Origin of the sequence: Prauserella muralis (assembly GCF_003202285.1) — a bacterium.
Classification (GTDB): domain Bacteria; phylum Actinomycetota; class Actinomycetes; order Mycobacteriales; family Pseudonocardiaceae; genus Prauserella_B; species Prauserella_B muralis.
The window spans coordinates 949,252-968,642 of sequence record NZ_MASW01000001.1 but is presented as its reverse complement, the minus strand read 5'-3'; the positions used below and the strand labels follow the sequence as shown (position 1 = coordinate 968,642).

Annotated in this window: 20 protein-coding genes; 10 read left to right on the top strand and 10 right to left on the bottom strand. The window is 70.0% G+C overall.

What is annotated here, in order from left to right; translation table 11 throughout:
* Positions 1-113: 113 nt before the first annotated feature.
* The 4 genes from recF to BAY60_RS05520 all read right to left on the bottom strand — a co-directional run bounded on the left by recF (position 114) and on the right by BAY60_RS05520 (position 4,746).
* On the bottom strand, positions 114-1,265 hold the full coding sequence (gene recF / locus BAY60_RS05535) for a DNA replication/repair protein RecF (RefSeq protein ID WP_112279706.1): 1,152 nt from the start codon (positions 1,263-1,265) through the stop codon (positions 114-116).
* 13 nt (positions 1,266-1,278) lie between these two features.
* Positions 1,279-2,169 (bottom strand): phosphogluconate dehydrogenase (NAD(+)-dependent, decarboxylating), encoded by an 891-nt coding sequence (gene gnd, locus BAY60_RS05530; protein WP_112279705.1) that lies wholly within the window; start codon positions 2,167-2,169, stop codon positions 1,279-1,281.
* Positions 2,170-2,225: 56 nt separating this feature from the next.
* Positions 2,226-3,359, bottom strand: a complete 1,134-nt coding sequence (dnaN, locus tag BAY60_RS05525) for a DNA polymerase III subunit beta (protein WP_112279704.1) — start codon at positions 3,357-3,359, stop codon at positions 2,226-2,228.
* A gap of 544 nt (positions 3,360-3,903) precedes the next feature.
* Entirely contained in the window at positions 3,904-4,746 is an 843-nt protein-coding gene (locus BAY60_RS05520) for an EamA family transporter (RefSeq protein ID WP_112279703.1), read from the bottom strand.
* A gap of 74 nt (positions 4,747-4,820) precedes the next feature.
* Here BAY60_RS05520 and BAY60_RS05515 point away from each other — a divergent pair, with 74 nt between their 5' ends.
* Entirely contained in the window at positions 4,821-5,732 is a 912-nt protein-coding gene (locus BAY60_RS05515) for a LysR family transcriptional regulator (RefSeq protein WP_112279702.1), read from the top strand.
* Here the strand turns inward: BAY60_RS05515 and dnaA are convergent.
* Positions 5,726-7,351 carry a chromosomal replication initiator protein DnaA gene (dnaA, locus tag BAY60_RS05510; RefSeq protein WP_112279701.1) on the bottom strand — a complete coding sequence of 542 codons (1,626 nt, stop codon included), beginning with the start codon at positions 7,349-7,351 and terminating at the stop codon, positions 5,726-5,728. The genes BAY60_RS05515 and dnaA overlap by 7 nt on opposite strands.
* 527 nt (positions 7,352-7,878) lie before the next feature.
* Here dnaA and rpmH point away from each other — a divergent pair.
* The 8 genes from rpmH to BAY60_RS05470 all read left to right on the top strand — a co-directional run bounded on the left by rpmH (position 7,879) and on the right by BAY60_RS05470 (position 13,380).
* Positions 7,879-8,022, top strand: a complete 144-nt coding sequence (rpmH, locus tag BAY60_RS05505) for a 50S ribosomal protein L34 (protein ID WP_112279700.1) — start codon at positions 7,879-7,881, stop codon at positions 8,020-8,022.
* A 22-nt stretch (positions 8,023-8,044) separates the two neighbouring features.
* Positions 8,045-8,413 (top strand): ribonuclease P protein component, encoded by a 369-nt coding sequence (rnpA, locus tag BAY60_RS05500; RefSeq protein WP_112279699.1) that lies wholly within the window; start codon positions 8,045-8,047, stop codon positions 8,411-8,413.
* A gap of 11 nt (positions 8,414-8,424) precedes the next feature.
* Positions 8,425-8,742 carry a membrane protein insertion efficiency factor YidD gene (gene yidD, locus BAY60_RS05495; protein WP_112279698.1) on the top strand — a complete coding sequence of 106 codons (318 nt, stop codon included), beginning with the start codon at positions 8,425-8,427 and terminating at the stop codon, positions 8,740-8,742.
* A gap of 4 nt (positions 8,743-8,746) precedes the next feature.
* Positions 8,747-9,865 (top strand): membrane protein insertase YidC, encoded by a 1,119-nt coding sequence (gene yidC, locus BAY60_RS05490; protein WP_112279697.1) that lies wholly within the window; start codon positions 8,747-8,749, stop codon positions 9,863-9,865.
* A 27-nt stretch (positions 9,866-9,892) separates the two neighbouring features.
* Positions 9,893-10,468, top strand: coding sequence for a Jag family protein (locus BAY60_RS05485; RefSeq protein ID WP_112279696.1), 576 nt, complete (start codon positions 9,893-9,895; stop codon positions 10,466-10,468).
* A 200-nt stretch (positions 10,469-10,668) separates the two neighbouring features.
* Positions 10,669-11,367, top strand: coding sequence for a 16S rRNA (guanine(527)-N(7))-methyltransferase RsmG (rsmG, locus tag BAY60_RS05480; protein ID WP_112279695.1), 699 nt, complete (start codon positions 10,669-10,671; stop codon positions 11,365-11,367).
* Between the two features lie 97 nt (positions 11,368-11,464).
* On the top strand, positions 11,465-12,376 hold the full coding sequence (locus BAY60_RS05475) for a ParA family protein (protein WP_112279694.1): 912 nt from the start codon (positions 11,465-11,467) through the stop codon (positions 12,374-12,376).
* Complete coding sequence (locus tag BAY60_RS05470) at positions 12,373-13,380, top strand: ParB/RepB/Spo0J family partition protein (RefSeq protein WP_112279693.1); 1,008 nt, start codon at positions 12,373-12,375, stop codon at positions 13,378-13,380. Before BAY60_RS05475 ends, BAY60_RS05470 begins: the two co-directional genes overlap by 4 nt.
* Positions 13,381-13,423: 43 nt before the next feature.
* Here BAY60_RS05470 and BAY60_RS05465 read toward each other — a convergent pair whose 3' ends face one another.
* Both BAY60_RS05465 and BAY60_RS05460 read right to left on the bottom strand, forming a co-directional pair.
* Complete coding sequence (locus BAY60_RS05465; protein ID WP_112279692.1) at positions 13,424-14,374, bottom strand: D-alanine--D-alanine ligase family protein; 951 nt, start codon at positions 14,372-14,374, stop codon at positions 13,424-13,426.
* 26 nt (positions 14,375-14,400) lie between these two features.
* The gene (locus tag BAY60_RS05460; RefSeq protein ID WP_112279691.1) at positions 14,401-15,732 is read right to left on the bottom strand and encodes an aminotransferase-like domain-containing protein; all 1,332 of its coding nucleotides are present in this window, start codon (positions 15,730-15,732) and stop codon (positions 14,401-14,403) included.
* 209 nt (positions 15,733-15,941) lie between these two features.
* Between BAY60_RS05460 and BAY60_RS05455 the strand changes: the two genes are divergently transcribed.
* A complete protein-coding gene (locus BAY60_RS05455; RefSeq protein WP_112279690.1) occupies positions 15,942-16,580 on the top strand; it encodes a GNAT family N-acetyltransferase in 639 nt (212 codons plus the stop codon).
* Positions 16,581-16,691: 111 nt separating this feature from the next.
* Here the strand turns inward: BAY60_RS05455 and BAY60_RS05450 are convergent, their stop codons facing one another.
* The 3 genes from BAY60_RS05450 to trxB form a co-directional block, all read right to left on the bottom strand.
* Positions 16,692-17,837, bottom strand: a complete 1,146-nt coding sequence (locus BAY60_RS05450) for an N-acetylmuramoyl-L-alanine amidase (RefSeq protein ID WP_112279689.1) — start codon at positions 17,835-17,837, stop codon at positions 16,692-16,694.
* Positions 17,838-18,053: 216 nt separating this feature from the next.
* On the bottom strand, positions 18,054-18,377 hold the full coding sequence (gene trxA, locus BAY60_RS05445; RefSeq protein WP_112279688.1) for a thioredoxin: 324 nt from the start codon (positions 18,375-18,377) through the stop codon (positions 18,054-18,056).
* Positions 18,378-18,395: 18 nt separating this feature from the next.
* Positions 18,396-19,391 (bottom strand): thioredoxin-disulfide reductase, encoded by a 996-nt coding sequence (gene trxB / locus BAY60_RS05440; protein WP_112279687.1) that lies wholly within the window; start codon positions 19,389-19,391, stop codon positions 18,396-18,398.

Genomic DNA, 19,391 nt, shown 5'->3' with positions numbered 1-19,391 from the left:
ATAACGCGTTCCTGGTGTTATCCACACTATCCACAGACTTATCCCCAGATCGGTGGGTAACTGGTGTGGCGCCGGTCACGCGGCGTCGCCGCGACGACGCCGCGTCGCTGTGATCAGGCACGTCTCACCTCTCCGTGGGTCACCGCGAACCGCACACCCTCCAGCTCGGCGGGCACGTCTTCATCCACAGCCGCCGTCACGAGCACCTGCTCGGCGCTCGCCGCCACCTCCGCGAGCCGGGCCCGCCTGCGCCGGTCCAGCTCCGCGAACACGTCGTCCAGCAGCAGCACCGGCTCCCCGCCGGACTCCGCTCTCAACAGCTCGTACGACCCGAGCCGCAGCGCCAGCGCGAACGACCACGACTCGCCGTGACTCGCGTACCCCTTGGCCGGGGTCTCACCGAGCGTGAGCTCCAGCTCGTCGCGGTGCGGTCCGACCAGGCTTACCCCACGTTCCAGCTCGGCCGCCCGCGACTCGCCGAGCGCGTCGAGCAGGATCTCGGCGAGCTTCTCCGGCTCGGCCCGCTCCCCGCCCGGCACGCCGTAGCCCTCCGGAAGCGCCGCGCCGAGGCTCGAGCGGTAGCCGATCGTCGCGGGCCGCGAGTCGGGCGCCACGCCCGCATAGGCCGCCGACGTGTGCGGGCCCAGGTCGGCGACCAGGTTCAGCCGTGCCGCGAGCAGCTGCGCACCCGAGGTCGCCAGATGGTTGTCCCACACCTCCAGCGTCGACGCGGCGTACGGGTCGTCGCCGCGCCGCTTGCCCGCGGTCTTGAGCAGCGCGTTGCGCTGGCGCAGCACCTTCTCGTAGTCCGAGCGCACCCCGGCGTAGCGCGGTGCGCGCTGCACGAGCAGGTCGTCGAGGAACCGCCTCCGCTCGCCGGGGTCACCGCGGACGAGCGCCAGGTCCTCGGGTGCGAACAGCACCGTGCGCAGGATGCCCAGCACGTCCCTCGGCCTGCCGACCGCTCCCCGGTTGACGCGGGCGCGGTTGGCCCTGCCCGGGGCGATCTCCAGCTCGACCGTCAGCTCGCGGCCCTCGTTGACGACGGCGAGGCGCACGAGAGCGCGCTCACAACCCTGCCGGATCAGCGGCGCGTCGGTGGCCACCCGATGTGAGCTGAGCGTGGCCACGTACCCGACGGCCTCGAGCAGATTGGTCTTGCCCCGCCCGTTGGGCCCGACCAGCACGGTCGGGCCGGGTTCCAGCGGCAGGTCGACGTGCTCCCACGAACGGAAGTCGGTCACCTGGAGGTGACGGAGGTACACGCGGCACCCGGGCCTACTCGCCGACCTTCTTGACCGCGTGCCCGCCGAACTGGTTGCGCAGCGCCGCCACGGCGCGCATCGCCGCGGAGTCCTGCTGCCGGGAGGCGAACCGCGCGAACAGCGCCGCCGAGATCACCGGCGCGGGCACCGCGTTGTTGATGGCCTCCTCCAGCGTCCAGCGGCCCTCGCCGGAGTCCTCCACGTAGCCTTCGAGGTCGTCGAGCTCCGGGTCCTCGTCGAGCGCGCGGACCAGCAGGTCGAGCAGCCACGACCGGACGACGGTGCCCCGCTGCCACGCCTTGATGACGGCGGGCACGTCCTCGACGACCTTGGCCGCCTCCAGCAGCTCGAAGCCCTCGGCGTAGGCCTGCATCAGCCCGTACTCGATGCCGTTGTGCACCATCTTCGCGTAGTGACCCGCGCCGACGGAGCCCGCGTGCGCGAAGCCCTCCTCGCGCGGACCCTCCGGGCGCAGCGCGTCGAAGATCGGCATGGCGCGCGCGACGTCCTCCTTGGCGCCACCGGCCATGAGGCCGTAGCCGTTCTCCTTGCCCCACACGCCGCCGGACACCCCGACGTCGAGGTAGCCGATGTTCTTCTCGGCGAGCAGCGCGGCGTTCTTCTTGTCGTCGCTGAAACGCGAGTTCCCACCGTCGATGAGCAGGTCGCCCGGGTCGAGCAGCTCCCGGAGCTCCAGCACGGTCTCCCGGGTCGCGTCGCCTGCCGGCACCATCACCCACACGATGCGCGGGGCGTCGAGCGCGGACACGAGCTCGGCCAGCGAGGCGGTGTCGGTGACCTCCGGGTTGCGGTCGTAGCCGACCACCTCGTGGCCCGCGGCCCGCAGCCGCTCTCGCATGTTGAAGCCCATCTTGCCCAGGCCGACCAGTCCGAGCTGAACCATGGAAAACGTCCCCTTCGCGATACGTGCCTTTGTCGGTGGTGGGTTACCCGCGAGGCTCAGCCGGGAAGCCGGACCGGCATCAGCAGGTAGAGGTACCCGGGCACGACGTCGCCGTTGTCGTCGGCGGGCTTGATGAGGGCCGGGCGGTTCGGAGTCGTGAAGGTCAGCTCGGCCCGGTCGGCGTGCAGCGCGCCGAGACCGTCGACGAGGTAGCCCGGGTTGAAGGCGATGGTCACCGGCTCGCCCTGGTAGTCCACCGGCAGCTCCTCCTCGGCGCTGCCCTCGTCGTCACCGCCCGCGGACAGGCGCAGCGAGCCGTCGGCGAACTCCAGCCGCACCTGCGTGCCGCGCTCGGCGACCAGCGACACCCGCTTGATCGCCTCGGCCAGCGCCGACACCTGGAGCACCGCGCGGGAGGTGTGGTCCGACGGCAGCAGCTGACGGTAGGGAGGGAACTCCGCGTCGAGCAGCCGCGTGGTGGTGTAGCGGCCGGAACCGGCGAGGCCGAGCAGGCCGTCGCCGCTGGCCAGGCCCACGCGCACGGTGCCGCCGCCTGCGCCGAGCGACTTGGCGGCGTCGGCCAGTGTCCGCGCGGGCGCCAGCACGGCCGCGTCGCCGAGCCCCTCGGCAGGCTGCCAGCTGAACTCGCGCATGGCGAGCCGGAACCGGTCGGTCGCCACGAGCGTGAGGGTGCTGCCGGTGATCTCCAGTCGCATGCCGGTGAGCATCGGCAGCGTGTCGTCCTTGCCCGCGGCGACGGCGACCTGCGACACGGCCTGGGCGAACGCCTCGCCGGTGACCTCGCCGGCGAGTTCGGGCTGCGCCGGCAGCTGCGGGTAGTCCTCCACCGGCATGGTGGGCAGGCTGAACCGCGCGTTGCCGCAGGTGATGGATGCGCGTGCGCCGTCGACGGCGATCTCGACCGGCTGAGCGGGCAACGCCTTGGTGATGTCGGCGAGCAACCGGCCGGAGACGAGCGTGCGGCCGCCGTCGGCGATCGTCGCGGGCACGCCGACCGTCGCGGACACCTCGTAGTCGAACCCGGAGACGGTCAGCGCGTCGGAGCCGCCTTCGGCCCCGGCGTCGAGCAGCACCCCGCCAAGAACCGGGACCGGTGGCCTGGAGGGCAGGCTGCGGGCCACCCAGGCGACGGCGTCGGCAAGCCCGTCGCGCTCGACGCGGATTTTCATGCGCGCATCCTTTCGACAGCCGAGCCGGTTCGGCTCGAAAGATCGACAAACCGCCCCGCCACCCACCCGTGAGCAGGGAAGGAGGCGGGGTCGTGGCTGTGTGGGTTCGCCCGAGCGCGGTGCGTCGCAGACGGCGGCACCGGTGCCGAGCGGACCGGGTGTGGGTTTCCACGTTAGAGCGTGAGGGCCTGCCGCGTCATCTCGGCCCGGCGAAGCGAGCGAGCGGATGTCCCCAGCTTCGCCGCTCGCCTGTTTTTGGTTTGTTCTTCTTCGAAGAAGATTTTGTTCAGCCGTAGTAGTAAGGGCTGTGGGTTGTGTGGACAGGCGGCGTCGTCGCAGGTCCGTACGCGCGGCGCGGTGTGGACAGCCATGGTGGCGGATCGGTGGACCGTTCGGGCGGCCGGTGGACGGATTTCGGTTGTCCGCAGCGGATCCACAGCCATCCCCAGGCTTCCACAGGATTGTCCCCAGCTGTGGGTCAGGCTGTGCCCAGGATTCCCACCGGCAAAACGTGACCCGGATCGCCCTGATGAGTGACGAAAACCTAGGTGACAGAACGGTTTCTGGCCCCCTGCTCGGTCGCCACGGCACCCGCGCCCGCCGCGCAGACGCACCCGATCGCCGCCCACTGCGGGGCCGAGAGCACCTCCGCGAGCACCACGACACCGGCGATTCCGGCCACCGCGGGCTCGAGACTTTCCAGTATTCCCACCGTTCGTGGCGGCAGACGGCGTAACGCGGCGAGGTCGAGCGAGTACGGAATCACCGCCGACAGCACCGCCACGGTCGCTCCGGTGAGCAGTACGGCGGGCCGGTACAGCGTCGCGCCGTCGACGGCGATCCCGGCGGGGAGCCACAGCAGCGCCGCCCAGCAGACGGCGAGCGTGAGCGTTGCCGCGGGCGCCTCGGCGCGCCCGGCGTTGCGGCTCAGCAGAAGGTAGGCCGCCATCGCGGTGCCGGACGCGAGCGCGAACAGCAGCCCGTCGAAGGGCGGCGCGCCGCCGGGACCGTGGAACAGCCAGACCCCGCACGCGGCGAGTGCCGCGAAGGCCGCGTCGGCGAGGCGGCGGGAGCACAGCAGGGCGAGCGCGATGGGACCGAGCAGTTGCACCGACACCGCCGTGCCGAGCGGAAGCCGCGCCAGCGCGGGATAGATGAGGTTCATGCCCGCGATGGCGGTTCCGAAGCCGAGCGCGGGCAGGGCGCCGCGCGGTGTGCACGGCAGGCGCGGCCGGTGCAGCGCCACGAGCGCCGCGGCGGCGATGCCCAGTCGCAGCGCGACAACACCGGACGGACTCAGTGCCGAGAAGAGGCCCTTGCCGAGCGCCTGCCCCAGCTGAACGCTGACGACACTGCCGAGCACCAGAACCGGTGCGGTGCGGACCATACCGGCAGTCTCGGAGCGGGCGGATCGTCGCGTCCAGCTCAAGAATGCGCACGAATTCCTTTAGTGTCGGCTACATGATTGACCTGCGGCGGCTGCGCGTACTGCGGGTGCTCGCCGACGAGGGCACCATCACCGCGACAGCGGACGCGCTGTACCTGACGCCGTCGGCGGTCTCGCAACAGCTGCGGCAGCTCGGCCGTGACCTCGGCGTGGAGCTGCTGCGCCGAGAGGGACGGCGGGTGCGGCTCACCGCGGAGGCGCAGATTCTGCTGCGGCACACCGAAGAGCTGTACGCGCACTGGGAACGCGCGCGGGCCGAACTCGCCGCCCACGGCGGCACGGTCTCCGGCGAGCTGCGCGTGTGCGGGGTGTCGTCGGTGCTCGCCTCACTCGTGGCGCCCTCGCTGCCTGTGCTGCGGCGCTTGTATCCGGAACTCGCCGTGCACGTGAGAGAGGAGGAGAGCCGCGACTGTTGCGAACTGCTGCTCTCCGAGGACGCCGACATCGCGGTGGTGCTGCCGACCATGGACTCACCGGCCGAAGGTGATCCGCGCTTCACCCGCGAGCCGCTGCTCGACGACCCGCAGGATCTCCTTGTGCCGGAAGGACATCCGCTGACCGCCGCCCCCGACGGTCCCCGGCTCGCCGACGCCGCGGCCGAGCCGTGGATCGTCAAGCCGCACAACAACGACACCTACCCGTTGCTCGTCGCCGCATGCACGGCGGCCGGCTTCACGCCGCGGATCGCCCACCACGCCAAGGAATGGTTCGCCGTCTCGGCGCTCGTCGCCGAAGGCGCCGGCGTGTGCCTGCTGCCGAGACTGGTGCCGATTCCCGAACGACATCGCGTGGTGCGCCTGCCGTTGCAGGGCCACCCGCGGCCGTCGCGGCGGATCGTCACGGGTGTCCGCAGGGGCAGCGAGACGGCGCCCGCGATCGCGGCGGGACTGGCGGTGTTGCGGGAACTGGCCGGAGGGTTCTACTGACGCGCGCGCTGCTTGATGCGCGAGGTCAGCTCCTGCACCTGGTCGTAGATCCGGCGCCGTTCCGCCATTTCCTTGCGGATCTTCTTGTCCGCGTGCATCACCGTCGTGTGGTCCCGGCCGCCGAAGGTCTGCCCGATCCTCGGCAGTGACATGTCGGTGAGCTCGCGGCAGAGGTACATGGCGATCTGCCGCGCGGTGGCCAGCGCCTTGGTCTTGCCGGGGCCGCACAGGTCTTCCATGGTCACGTCGAAGAACTCCGCCGTGACGCCCATGATCGTGGACGCGCTGATCTCCGGCGCCTGCGAGTCCGGAATCAGGTCCCGCAACACGATCTCGGCGAGCCCGACGTCCACCGGCTGCTGGTTGAGCGAGGCGAACGCGGTGACGCGGATGAGCGCGCCCTCGAGTTCCCGGATGTTGGCCTCGATGCGCGCGGCGATGAACTCCAGCACCTCGCCCGGCACGGCGAGCCGGTCCTGCGCCGCCTTCTTGCGCAGAATGGCGATGCGGGTCTCCAGCTCGGGCGGCTGGATGTCGGTGATGAGGCCCCATTCGAACCGCGTGCGCAGCCGGTCCTCCAGCGTCTCCAGCCGTTTCGGCGGCCGGTCTGAGGAGACGACGATCTGCTTGTTCGCGTTGTGCAGCGTGTTGAAGGTGTGGAAGAACTCCTCCTGGGTTCCTTCCTTGCCCTCCAGGAACTGGATGTCGTCGACGAGCAGGATGTCGATGTCGCGGTAGCGCCGCTGGAAGGCGACCTTGCGGTCGTCGCGCAGCGAGTTGATGAAGTCGTTGGTGAACTCCTCCGTCGACACGTACCGCACGCGCATGCCGGGGAAGAGCCGTTGTGCGTAGTGGCCGACGGCGTGCAGCAGGTGCGTCTTGCCCAGCCCGGACTCGCCCCAGATGAACAACGGGTTGTACGCGCGCGACGGGGCCTCGGCCACGGCGACGGCGGCGGCGTGGGCGAAGCGGTTGGACGCGCCGATGACGAAGGTGTCGAAGGTGTACTTCTCGTTGAGCCGGGTCTTCGAGGTCTGCGGCTGGGCTGGCGCTGTGTACGGCTGGCCCGCGATCGGCTGCCCGGAGAAGGTCGGCCAGATCTCGTGGACGGCGGCGAGCGCCTCGCCTTCCTCGTCGACCTCCTCGTCGCCGTCCGGATCGGCGGTGCCGCTCTGTTCCTGGGCCTGCCTCGGCAGCGGTGGCGGATCCGGGGTGTCGGCGCGCGGGTGCCGGACCGCCGTGACGGTGTCGTCGGCAGGTGGCAGCGGGGGCGGCTCGGGGCGCGCTCCGTTGCCGCTGTCGACCCGTCCGGGTGAGGAGGCGTACCGACCGGGTGCGCTCGGGGCGGGAGCGCTGTCGGCGGTGTCGACCTTGACCGCCAGCGAGACGTCGCGGCCGAGCCTGCGCGACAGGGCGGTGGTGATGGGTTCCCGCAGCGCGCGCTCGATGGCCTCCTTGGCGAAGTCGCTCGGCGCCGCGAGCAGCGCGGTGCCGTCGAGCAGCCCGATGGGACGCGTCACCCGCATCCACGCTCGCTGCTGGGGGGACAGCGTGCCGTCGGCAAGTTCCCTGACGACTTGCTCCCACACCACAGCCAGATTCAGCTGGTGCTCAGACACCCTGCTCCGCTCCCCTCCCCTCGACCTCACCCTGTCTGACGGTCCCGCGGAGCGTCATAGCAGGTCCACGTGGCACCTGCGCAGCAGGCATCCACATAGTTGTCCACAACTGTGCATCAATGTACGGCGATCCGGGGGCACTCCACCCCGCGGGATCAAGGTACGCCAGCCGGAGTCTCCCACCTTCCGGCGGCGTCAGAGCACCCCTCGTTCGTCGAGCCGAGAAGGAGCCACGCTAACAAGCCCCGCTTGATGCCACAAGATGTCCCTCCGGGCAAGGATCGCATGGTCTACGGCGTGTTGCCATTCGGCCATCGTGCGTGCTGTTGATCATTAGTGCAGGTGGTCGCACAGCGCTACTCGAGGGGCCGGTTTCGGTGTCACCAGGACGGGTGCGTACCCTCATAAGGTCTGCCGCTGCCAGCGGGCCCGTTCTGCCTGCCCACGTTCGACGCTTCGGCGAGGTGGGGCCGCCGACGTTGGCAGCAGACAGTACGACCTGACGTTGAGACCGGGAGAACTGAGTCGTGAGCAAGGGCAAGCGCACCTTCCAGCCGAACAACCGCCGACGCGCGCGGACCCATGGGTTCCGGCTGCGGATGCGCACTCGCGCAGGCCGCGCCATTCTGGCGGACCGTCGTCGCAAGGGCCGCCAGCGGCTGTCCGCCTGACTCCGCGGCTGCGAGGCGTGGCGTGCTTCCCGTCGACGCTCGCCTGCGGCGGAGTGAGGAGTTCCGTGCGGTCATGCGCGGCGGCGCCCGAGCCGGGCGCCGCCGCCTTGTGCTGCACGCGCTCGCCGGATCGGGCGGGCAGACGAGGGCAGGCTTCGTCGTGAGCAAGGCCGTCGGCAACTCGGTGGTCCGGCACCGGGTGGTCAGGCGGCTGCGCCACCTTGTCGCCGACCGGCTCGGAACCTTGCCGGACGGCAGCGCGTTGGTTGTGCGGGCACTGCCGCCCGCGGCCACCGCGAGCAGTGCGGAACTCGGCGCCGATCTCGACGCGGCGTTGCGGCGGTTGAGCCTCGCGCCCTACTCCGCCACGACCAATGGAACAGCAGTGTGAGTAACGAGTGTGTGGCCGGCACCGACACGGCCGAAACCCAGGAGCCGAGCAGTCCGGCGCGCCCGACGCCGGTGGCCTGGGTGCTGCTGCTTCCCGTCCGGTTCTACCGGAAGTGCATCTCCCCCTATCTTCCCCCGATGTGCCGGTTCTACCCGAGCTGTAGCGCGTACGCGGCGGAGGCGCTGACGCGGCACGGAGCCGCTCGCGGTACCTACCTCGCCCTGCGACGCCTGCTGCGGTGCGGTCCGTGGACCCCGCCGGGGCGTGACCCCGTGCCGGAGAGGTTCAGCTTCCGGCACCAAAGCCCTGGTATGTCTACCGAGGAGTAGCTCAGTGCTCGACTTCATCTACTACCCTGTGTCGTTCATCTTGTGGTGCTGGCACAAGGTCTTCGGGTTCGTCTTCGGCGACGACAACGCGATCGCCTGGATCCTCGGCATCGTGTTCCTGACGTTCACGGTCCGCGGCATCATGTTCAAGCCGTTCGTGAACCAGGTCCGGTCGATGAAGAAGATGCAGGACTTCGCGCCGGAGCTGAAGAAGGTCCAGAAGAAGTACGCGAACGACCGGCAGCGCCAGGCGCAGGAGATGCAGAAGCTCCAGCGCGAGCACGGGGTGAACCCGCTGGGCAGCTGCCTGCCGCTCCTGCTGCAGATCCCGGTCTTCATCGGTCTGAACCACGTGCTGCGGATGTTCGCGCCGGGCCGGGAGAGCAACTACTTCTTCGACGCGGCGGGGGTCAACTCCTACGTCAACGCGAAGATCTTCGGCGTCAACCTCGGTGACGCCATCAACCACGTCTCGGCGCTGGGCGGCGGCGCGGCGGTGGCCGAGCCGGGCTGGCACTGGAACGTCGCGGTCGTCGCCGTCCCGCTGATGATCGTCGCGAGTGTCGCGACCCACTTCACCGCCCGGCACTCGGTCGCGCGGCAGAACCCGGCCTCGGCGACCCCGCAGACGGCCATGATGAACAAGCTGACCCTCTGGATCTTCCCGGCCGGTGTGCTGATCTTCGGTGCCTTCTTCCCGATCGGTCTGCTCATCTACTGGCTCGCCAACAACGGCTGGACCCTGATGCAGCAGCGGCTGGTCTACACCAAGATCGACAAGGAAGAAGAGGCGAAGAAGGCCGAGGCCAAGGAGAAGCGCTCCAACCTCGGCCCGAAGCCGGGGCAGAAGCCGCAGCCCGGCCAGAAGCCCCAGCCGGGGCAGAAGCCCAAGGCCGGCCAGAAGCCGGCACAGCAGCAGAAGGCCGGCGACACCGCCGCCTCCGAGGCCACGCCGAAGGGCCAGGCCAAGACGGAGTCGAAGGGCAGTGGCACCGCGGCCAAGAACGGCAAGTCCCCGAAGGGTGGCAGCAGCGTCCGGGGAGGTGCCTGGGCGAAGAACGGCGGCAACCAGCAGAAGCCGGTGACCCAGGGCAAGAAGACACAGGGACGCAAGCGGCGCTGACGCCACCAGGCTGGAGAGGAGAAAGACATGTCGGAAACAGCCGAGGTGGTCGGCACCGAACAGGACGACGACGCTGTCGTGGCGACGGCCGCCGACGAGACGGCGAACGACGAGGCGATCGAGGACGCTCCGGCGGACGACGACGATCTGCTCGTGCAGGAAGGTGACATCGCGGGCGACTACCTGGAGCGCCTGCTCGACATTCTCGACTACGACGGCGACATCGACCTGGACGTCGAGGCGGGCCGGGCGATCGTCAGCATCGACGGCGGGGAGGACCTGGACAAGCTCGTCGGGGCCCGCGGCAACGTCCTGGAGGCGCTGCAGGAGCTAACCCGCCTGGCCGTGCAACAGGAGACCGGCTCCCGGAGCCGTCTGATGCTCGACATCGCGGGCTGGCGGGCGAAGCGCCGCGAGGAGCTGCGTGAGCTCGGCCGCTCGACAGCCGAGTCGGTGGCGTCGTCGGGCGAGCGAGTCCGGCTGCAGCCGATGAGCCCGTTCGAGCGGAAGGTCGTGCACGACGCGGTCGCGACCGTCGAAGGAGTCACGAGCGAGAGCGAGGGCGAGGAGCCCAAGCGCCGCGTCGTCGTGCTCCCCGCGTAGCGGATCGACAGGAGACGGCCCGCCGGTCATCCGGCGGGCCGTTTTTGTGTCCTGGTTTCACGTGAAACGGCGGGCGCTCGGAATTCACGCAGTGGACTTCTCCACAACTGCGGACTGTCGCGTCGTTCCCGGGCGGCCATCGGGGACAATCGAGGCGAGCTCGTTTCACGTGAAACGCGTACCCCTTGAGGAGTGGTTCAGTGGGCCTGGAGGGACTGGAGTCCACCACCCCGGCAGCGGCCGTCGCCGTGTTCGGCGATCGGGTTCGGCAGGCGGAGCGGTACGTCGAGCTGCTGCGGCGGCACGGTGTCGAGCGCGGGTTGATCGGCCCCCGCGAGGTGGACCGGCTCTGGGACCGGCACGTGCTGAACTCCGCGGTGATCGGCGAGGAGGTCCCCCGCGATGCCCGGGTGATCGACGTCGGGTCGGGCGCGGGGTTGCCAGGCGTCCCGCTGGCCCTCAGCCGGCCGGACCTCGCTATGGTTCTGCTGGAGCCGATGGCTCGCCGCGTCGACTGGCTGACCGAGGTCGCCGAGACGCTGGCACTCGCGGTGGACATCGAACGTGGGCGAGCGGAAGAGAAGCGCGTCCGTGCGCGGCTCGGTCTCGCGGATGTGGTGATAGCGCGGGCGGTGGCTCCTCTGGCGCGCCTGGCGGCCTGGTGTCTTCCGCTCGTCCGTCCCGGCGGCCGTCTCGTCGCGTTGAAGGGCGCCAGCGCGGCCGACGAGATCGAACGGGACCGTGGGGCGATACGGAAGGCGGGCGGCGGCGAGCCGACGCTGACGACGTGCGGCGAGGACCTGCTGGAGACGCCGACCACCGTGGTCGTGATCGAGCGCGAGGAGCCGGGGAAAGCGGGACCGTCGTCGCGGTGGCGGCCGGGCTCACGTGCGAGATGAAAGGATTGGCCGAGCGAATGACGACCGGTACTGAGCGAATGTTCCACGTGAAACGAAGCGGTGACGACCACGTGGCCGCAGGAAGGGATGGCGTCCGGTGAACCCACCTCGCGAGACGAGCACGGAGCACAGCGGCGGATGGACGCCCATCGCCGAGGAGGCGGAGCGCGCGGCCAGGGTGCTGCACCCCGACGAGAACTTCATGCCGCGGCCGACGCGGCGGCGAGTGCTGACGGTCGCGAACCAGAAGGGTGGCGTCGGCAAGACCACGAGCGCCGTCAACCTGGCGGCGGGCCTCGCCCTGCACGGCGTGAAGACTCTCGTGATCGACCTCGACCCGCAGGGCAACGCAAGTACGGCGATCGACGTGGACCACCGCTCCGGCACACCGTCGGTCTACGAGATGCTGATCGGTGAGGTGTCGCTCGTCGACGCGACGCAGGCCAGCTCCCAGACCCCCAACCTGCTGTGCGTCCCGGCCACGATCGACCTCGCCGGCGCGGAGATCGAGCTCGTCTCGATGGCGTCGCGCGAGTCGCGGCTCAAGGAGGCACTGTCCCGGGAGGCGCTGGACCAGCTCGACGTCGACTACGTCTTCATCGACTGCCCACCCTCACTGGGTCTGCTCACGGTGAACGCGCTCGTCGCCGCGCACGAGGTGCTGATCCCGATCCAGTGCGAGTACTACGCGCTGGAGGGGCTCGGCCAGCTGCTCAGCAACATCGAGCTGGTGCAGAAGCACCTGAACCCCGCTCTGGTGGTGTCCACCATCCTGCTCACCATGTACGACGGCAGGACCAAGCTCGCCGACCAGGTGACGCAGGAGGTGCGGAACCACTTCGGTGACGTCGTCCTCAAGACGATCATTCCGCGCAGCGTGAAGGTCTCCGAGGCGCCCGGCTACGGGCAGACCGTTCTGGCTTACGACCCCGGGTCCCGGGGTGCGATGAGTTACCTGGATGCCGCACGGGAAGTCGCCGAGCGGGGAGTGAGTAGGGAGCAACGATGAGCGAGCGCAGAGGCGGTCTCGGCCGTGGCCTGGCGGCACTGATCCCCACCGGGCCGGTGAGTTCGGAGGGCACCGTCACTGCCGAGGTGGAGCATCCGCCTGCCAACGGCGACAACGGCGACTCCGGCTGGTTCGCCGCCAACGGCTCGGTGAAGCCGCACGGCGGGGAGGTCGCCGGCGCCGTCTACCGCGAGGTGCCGGTGGAGGCCATCAAGGCCAACCCGAAGCAGCCGCGCCAGGTCTTCGACGAGGAGGCGCTGGCCGAGCTGGAGCATTCCATCCGTGAGTTCGGGCTGATGCAGCCCATCGTCGTCCGGCAGCTGCCGGAGGACCAGTTCGAGCTCGTCATGGGTGAGCGCCGGCTGCGCGCCGCACAGCAGGCCGGTCTGGAACTGATCCCCGCGATCGTGCGCCAGACGGCCGACGAGGCCATGCTCCGCGACGCGCTGCTGGAGAACATCCACCGCGTGCAGCTGAACCCGCTGGAGGAAGCGGCGGCCTACCAGCAGCTGCTCGACGAGTTCGAGGTGACACACGAGGAACTGGCGTCGCGGATCGGTCGCAGCAGGCCCGTCATCACCAACACGATCCGGCTGCTGCGGCTGCCCCTCCCGGTGCAGCGCCGCGTTGCCGCGGGCGTCCTGTCGGCGGGGCACGCGCGGGCGCTGCTCTCGCTGGAGGACGCGGAGAGCCAGGAGGAGCTGGCCGCCCGCATCGTGGCGGAAGGGCTGTCGGTGCGCGCGACCGAGGAGGCGGTCACCCTCTCCAAGAGCGACGCCAAGCCGAAGCAGAAGACGCCCGCGCGCAAGCCGATGCAGGCGCCAGGACTACAGGACCTCGCCGAGCGGCTCTCCGACACCTTCGACACGCGGGTCAAGGTGGACCTCGGCCGCCGCAAGGGGCGCATCGTCGTCGAGTTCGGCTCGGTGGACGATCTCGAGCGGATCGTCTCGCTCATGGACCCGAAACAGGCAAATCGGGCACGTCAGATCAACGAGGAATGACACCGGGGTATTTCGTCACGGTGATGATTCCGATTCGAGGGTGTCAGCTCGCGCGCCGCACGGCGCGCGAGACCAGATCGGCGAACACCGCGCCGAGCGAGGTGCCCGCGGCCTCCATCGCCATCGGGACGGTGGAGGTCTCGGTCAGTCCTGGCGAGGAGTTCACCTCCAGGAAGTACACCGTGCCGTCGGCCGCGACGATCGCGTCGGTGCGGGAGATGTCGCGCAGCCCCAGCAGGCGGTGCGCTCCGACGGCCAGCTCGCCGACGGCCTTGGCGGCCTGATCCGACAGCCGAGCCGGGGAGAAGAAGTCGGTGAGCCCGGCCGTGTAGCGGGCGGTGTAGTCGTACACCCCGCTCTCGGGAACGATCTCGACGGCAGGCAACGCCCGCGGACCCTCGTCGCCCTCGACGACCGTCACGGCAACCTCGACGCCGTCGATGAACCGCTCGGCCAGCACCGTGTCGCCGTAGGCGAAGCAGCCGACCATCGCGGCGGGCAGTTCCGCGGCGTCCCGGACGACCTGCGTGCCGAGCGCCGAACCACCCTGGTCCGGTTTGAGGATGAGCGGCAGGCCGAGGCTGTCGACCATCGCGTCCAGCACGGCCTGCGCGCCCAGCTCGCGGAACGTGCTGTGCGGCAGGACGGTCCACTTCGGAGTGGCGAAGTCGGCCTTGGCCACGAGGGCCTTGGCGATGGGCTTGTCCCAGGCGCGGCGGCAGCCCTGCGAGCTGGTGCCGACGTACGGGATGCCGAGCATCTCCAGCACCGTCTGCACGGAGCCGTTCTCGCCCTCTCCCCCGTGCAGCGCGACGACGGCGGAGTCGGGGCGCTCGTCCCGCAGGCGGGCCAGCAGGCTGGCGTCGGTGTCCCACTCGTGCACCGTCAGGCCCTGCTCCCTCAGGGCGACGGACAGCCTGCGGCCCGATCGCAGCGAGACGTCCCGCTCGTGCGACAGACCGCCGGCGAGCACGGCAACAGTACGTTCGGCCACCCGGCTACTCCCTCAGTGCTTGGTGATCAGGCCGTGTCGGGCCCGGGGAACTGGGGCCCGGACACGGCGCGCGTGGTGACGCTACCGAACGTGCGCACCAGTTCCATCTCGGACTCCAGCACGCCCGCGAGCCGCCGCACGCCCTCACGGATGCGTTCGGGCGTCGGGTAGCAGTACGACAGGCGCATCTGCCTGCTGCCGAAGCCGTCGGAGTAGAAGCCCGTGCCCGACGCGTACGCGACCCGGGCGGTGACCGCGCGCGGCAGCATCGCCTTGGTGTCGACTCCCTCGGGCACGGTCACCCAGACGTAGAAGCCGCCGTCAGGCCGGGTCCAGGTGCAGCCGGGCGGCAGGTGTTGCTCCAGCGCCGACAGCATGGCGTCGCGGCGCTCGCGGTAGTTCTCCCGGAACGTCTTGATCTGGCCCTTCCAGTCGTGTGTCGACAGGTAGCGCGATACCACGAGCTGGTTGAGGGTGGGCGGGCACAGCGTGGCCGACTCGGCGGCCAGCACCAGCTTCTCGCGGACGGCGTGCGGCGCGAGCACCCAGCCCACCCGCAGGCCGGAGGCGAACGTCTTGGAGAACGAGCCCAGGTACACGACGTTGTCCGGGTCCATCGACCGCAGCGCCGGGTAGGTCTGGCCGTCGAAGCCCAGCAGCCCGTACGGGTTGTCCTCGATCACCAGCACCCCGTGCTCGGCGCAGATCTCCAGGATCTCGGCGCGGCGTTCCGTCGCCAGGGTCACGCCTGCGGGATTGTGGAAGTTCGGGATCGTGTAGAGGAACTTCACCCGCCTGTCGTGGCGAGCGGCTTCGGCCAGCGCCTGACGCAGCGCCTCGGGCACCAGGCCGTCGTCGTCCATCGCGACGTGCACGACGTTCGCCTGGTACGCGGCGAACGAGCCGAGCGCGCCGACGTAGGACGGGCCCTCGGCGATGACGACGTCGCCGGGATCGCAGAACAGCCGGGTCACCATGTCGAGGCCCATCTGCGAGCCGACGGTCACCACGACGTCGTCAGGATGGGCCGAGATGCCCTCCATGGCCATGATCTCGCAGATCTGCTCACGCAGGCCGGGGACGCCGTGCGCGGAGCCGTACTGGAGCGCGACGAGGCCGTCCTCGGCGATCAGCTCGGCCATCTGCCTGGACAGCGAGTCCAGCGGCAGCGCGGCGAGGTTCGGCATGCCTCCGGCCAGCGAGACGACCTCGGGCCTGCTCGCCACCGCGAACAACGCTCGGATCTCGGACGCCGTCATCCCCGCGGTACGCGCGGCGTAGCGGTCGAGATGCGGGTCGAGGTTGTGTCGGCCGGGCTCGGACCCCGGTCTGTGCTCGGGCGGCTGAGAGGCAGTCATCGCATACTTCTGTCTGCTTCGAAAAGCTCCGTCGGCTGTCGGTCGATCCACCTGCGGGTAGACCCTGACGAGTGTAACGTCAGGCGGTTGGGCCACTCCCGGCTTTCCGTGCCTTGTCACATCGGCCTATGCTCGTGCCCGGGTCCTGTTGCCGCGCCGTGCGTGCGCGCCGGGCCCGGATCTGCTCAGGCGTCTCCCGGGGAGGTTTGGTGTCGCGACGCGTCGTGGGCGTCACGCTGGACAACCTGGAGCAGCTGCCGCTGCACTGCCGTCGTTGCGTGTACTGGGAGCTCGCTCCGCATCTGCGGGAGCAGGCCGAGGAGTTCGGCGAGACCGAGGTCGAGAAGGAAGCCTGGGTGTCCGGCGTGCTCCTGGAGTGGGGCTCGTGCGGGCGCATCATCCACAGCGGCGAGCTGCCGGTCGGCTTCGTGTTGTACGCCCCGCCGAGTGCGGTGCCGAGGGCGCACGCGTTCCCCACCTCTCCGCCCAGTGCCGACGCCGTGCTGCTGACGGCGTTCCACGTGGCGCCTGAGTTCCGCGGTGGCGGGCTGGGCCGCGTGCTGGTGCAGGCGGTGGCCAAGGACCTGACGCGGCGCGGTGTGCGGGCCATCGAGGCCTTCGGTGACGCCCGGCCCGACGACGACCCCGGCGAGCACACGTGTGTGGTGCCCGCGGCGTTCCTGCAGAGTGTGGGCTTCAAGACCGTGCAGCCGCATCCGCGCTGGCCCCGGCTGCGCCTGGAGCTGCGCTCGGCGATCTCCTGGAAGGAAGACGTGGAGGCCGCGCTGGAGAAGCTGCTCGGCCAGGTGTCGGTCACGACGGCGACCGCGAGCACCGCGCGTGCCTAGTGATCGTCGTGCAGCGCATCGGGCGGAGATCCACACCTCCCCAGCCTGAGTTGTCCACAGATCTGTGCACAACCCGCCCGGTTGTCCACAGCCCGGGTGTGGAGGGTGCGGCTACTCGGCCTTCAGCAGTTCGTGGGCGAGCACGTCGGCGAAGGTGAACGTGCCGGTCGGCTGGTCGTTCTCCCCGAGCAGGTAGAGCCGCTTGACGGCGACGAGGATGCCCTCGGCCACCACGTCCCGGAACGACGGGTCGGACAGCCTGCGCCGGTCCTCCTGGTTGGTCAGGTAACCGATCTCCACGCGGACCGCGGGGCAGCGGGTACGGGTGAAGATGTCCCACGTCTTCGGGTGCGTGCGGCAGTCGAGCATGCCCGTCCGTGCCGCCAGCTCGCGCTGGATGTAGCCCGCGAGCAGCTCGCCGACCGTCGACGTGGTGCCGTTGCCGGTTCCGAAGTGGAAGCTCGCCACACCCTGGGCGAACGGCGAGCGGTTGCCGTCGCAGTGCAGGGACAGGAACAGGTCGGCGCCCGCCTCGTTGGCGAACTGGGCGCGCTCCAGCTCGGAAGGGCTGTGCCCGGGGCCACGGGAGATGAGCGCCTCCATCCCGGTGGCCTTCATCCGGCCCTCCAGGCGGCGCGCGAGGTCCCACGCGACCTCCGACTCGTGCACGCCGTTCACGGCGACGCCGAGGTCGGGGCCGCCGTGACCGGGGTCGATGACGATCCGCTTGCCACGCAGCCTCGGCCCCGCCCTGCGGACCTGCTCCTGCTCCCGCAGGAACACCGGCCGGCCACCACGCGCACGCGGCGAAAGCTGCCGCAGCGCCCGCACGGTGGCCGGGCCGCAGATGCCGTCGACGGTGAGGCCGTAGTCGCGCTGGAAGTTGCGCAGGGCCCGCTCCGTCTGCGGGCCGAAGCCACCGTCCGGCCGGCCCGCGTCGTAGCCCAGTTCGGTGAGCCGCTCCTGCAGCGTGAACACGTCGTCGCCGTGCACCGGCGAGGAGATGAGGTAGGCGAGCGGCCTGCTGCCCAGGTGGTAGCTCGACCCGCGCAGCGCGCGATAGGTCGCGGGCCCGACGATGCCGTCCGTGATCAGGCCCCTACGCTGCTGGAACGCGCGGACGGCGTGCTCGACCACCGCGTCGAAGGTCCCATATCCGTCGGACCCGTCACCGGGAGGCAGCAGATCCAGACCCGAGAGCATGGACCTGATCTCGGCGACCTCCGGTCCGGTGTCGCCGCGGCGGAGTACCCGCATGCACTCCTCGCTCTTCCTTGGGCACCAAGTGCGCTCGATGCTGTCCAAATCGGTTACAGGACCAGGCGGCCCCGCGGCCCCTATTGTGCCTTGCGAACTCTCCGTAAGCGCGTAGGCCCGGTCCGTGCGTCACCTGGGCGGAGGCGTCCACATCATGAGAAAACCCGGGGGCGCGGTCAGTGCGCGCCGCCCGGGTTCCCGGCGAATTCGTGCCGCTCAGAGCACGTCGGACAGGTCGGACAGCAGCGCGGCCTTGGGCTTGGCGCCCACGATCTGCTTCACCGGCTTGCCGCCCTGGAACAGGATCAGGGTCGGGATCGACATCACCTGGTAGTCACGAGCCGTGTTCGGGTTCTCGTCGATGTCCAGCTTGCCGATCTTGATCTTGTCCTTGTGCTCGGTGGCGATCTCCTCGAGCACGGGGGCGACCATCTTGCACGGCCCGCACCACGTCGCCCAGAAGTCGACGAGCACCGGCTTGTCGCTGGTCAGCACCTCGTCGGCGAAGCTCTGATCGGTCACCTTCACGGTGTCGCTCATGAATTCTCCTGTCGTCTTTCAGTTGGCGCGGGCCGCGTAGCCGCCGCCCACAAGTTCGGATGCCTCGCTGGCCTCTTCCACCCCGGCGTTCTCGGCGAGCCAGCGCTCCGCGTCGATCGCGGCCGCGCAGCCGCTGCCCGCCGCGGTGATGGCCTGCCGGTACGTGTGGTCGACGAGGTCGCCGGCCGCGAACACGCCGTCGAGGCTCGTGTAGGAGCTGCGGCCCTTGGTCAGCACGTACCCGGCGTCGTCGAGGTCCACCTGGCCGCGCACCAGTTCGCTGCGCGGGTCGTGGCCGATCGCGACGAAGAAGCCGGTGACGTCGAGCGTGGACTCCTCGCCGGTGACCGTGTCCTTCAGCTTCAGTCCGGACACCTTCCCGTCGCCGAGCACCTCGCTGATCTGCGAGTTCAGCTTCCAGCGGATCTTCTCGTTGGCCCTCGCCCTTTCGAGCATGATCCGGGAGGCGCGGAACTCCTCCCTCCGGTGCACGATCGTCACGGAGCGGGCGAACTTGGTGAGGAAGGTGGCCTCCTCCATCGCCGAGTCGCCGCCGCCGACCACGGCGATGTCGTGGTCGCGGAAGAAGAAGCCGTCGCAGGTGGCACACGAGGAGACCCCACGGCCGAGCAGCTCCTGCTCGCCGGGGACGCCCAGGTAGCGGGCCGCCGCACCCATGGCGAGCACCACGGCCCTGGCCGCGTAGCGCTTGCCGTTCGCGGTGACGTACTTGACCGGGCCGGTGAGCTCGAGCTCCTCCACGTCCTCGCTGCGCAGGTCGGCGCCGAAGACCTTGGCCTGCTCGCGCATCTCCTCCATCAGCTCCGGACCCTGGATCCCGGAGCGGAAGCCCGGATAGTTCTCGACCTCCGTCGTGGTCATCAGCGCGCCGCCGAACTGCGAGCCCTCGAAGACCAGCGGCTCCAGTTGTGCTCGCGCCGCGTACACGGCAGCCGTGTACCCAGCGGGACCCGACCCCACGATGATCAGGTTCCGAACGTCCTCTCCAGCCAC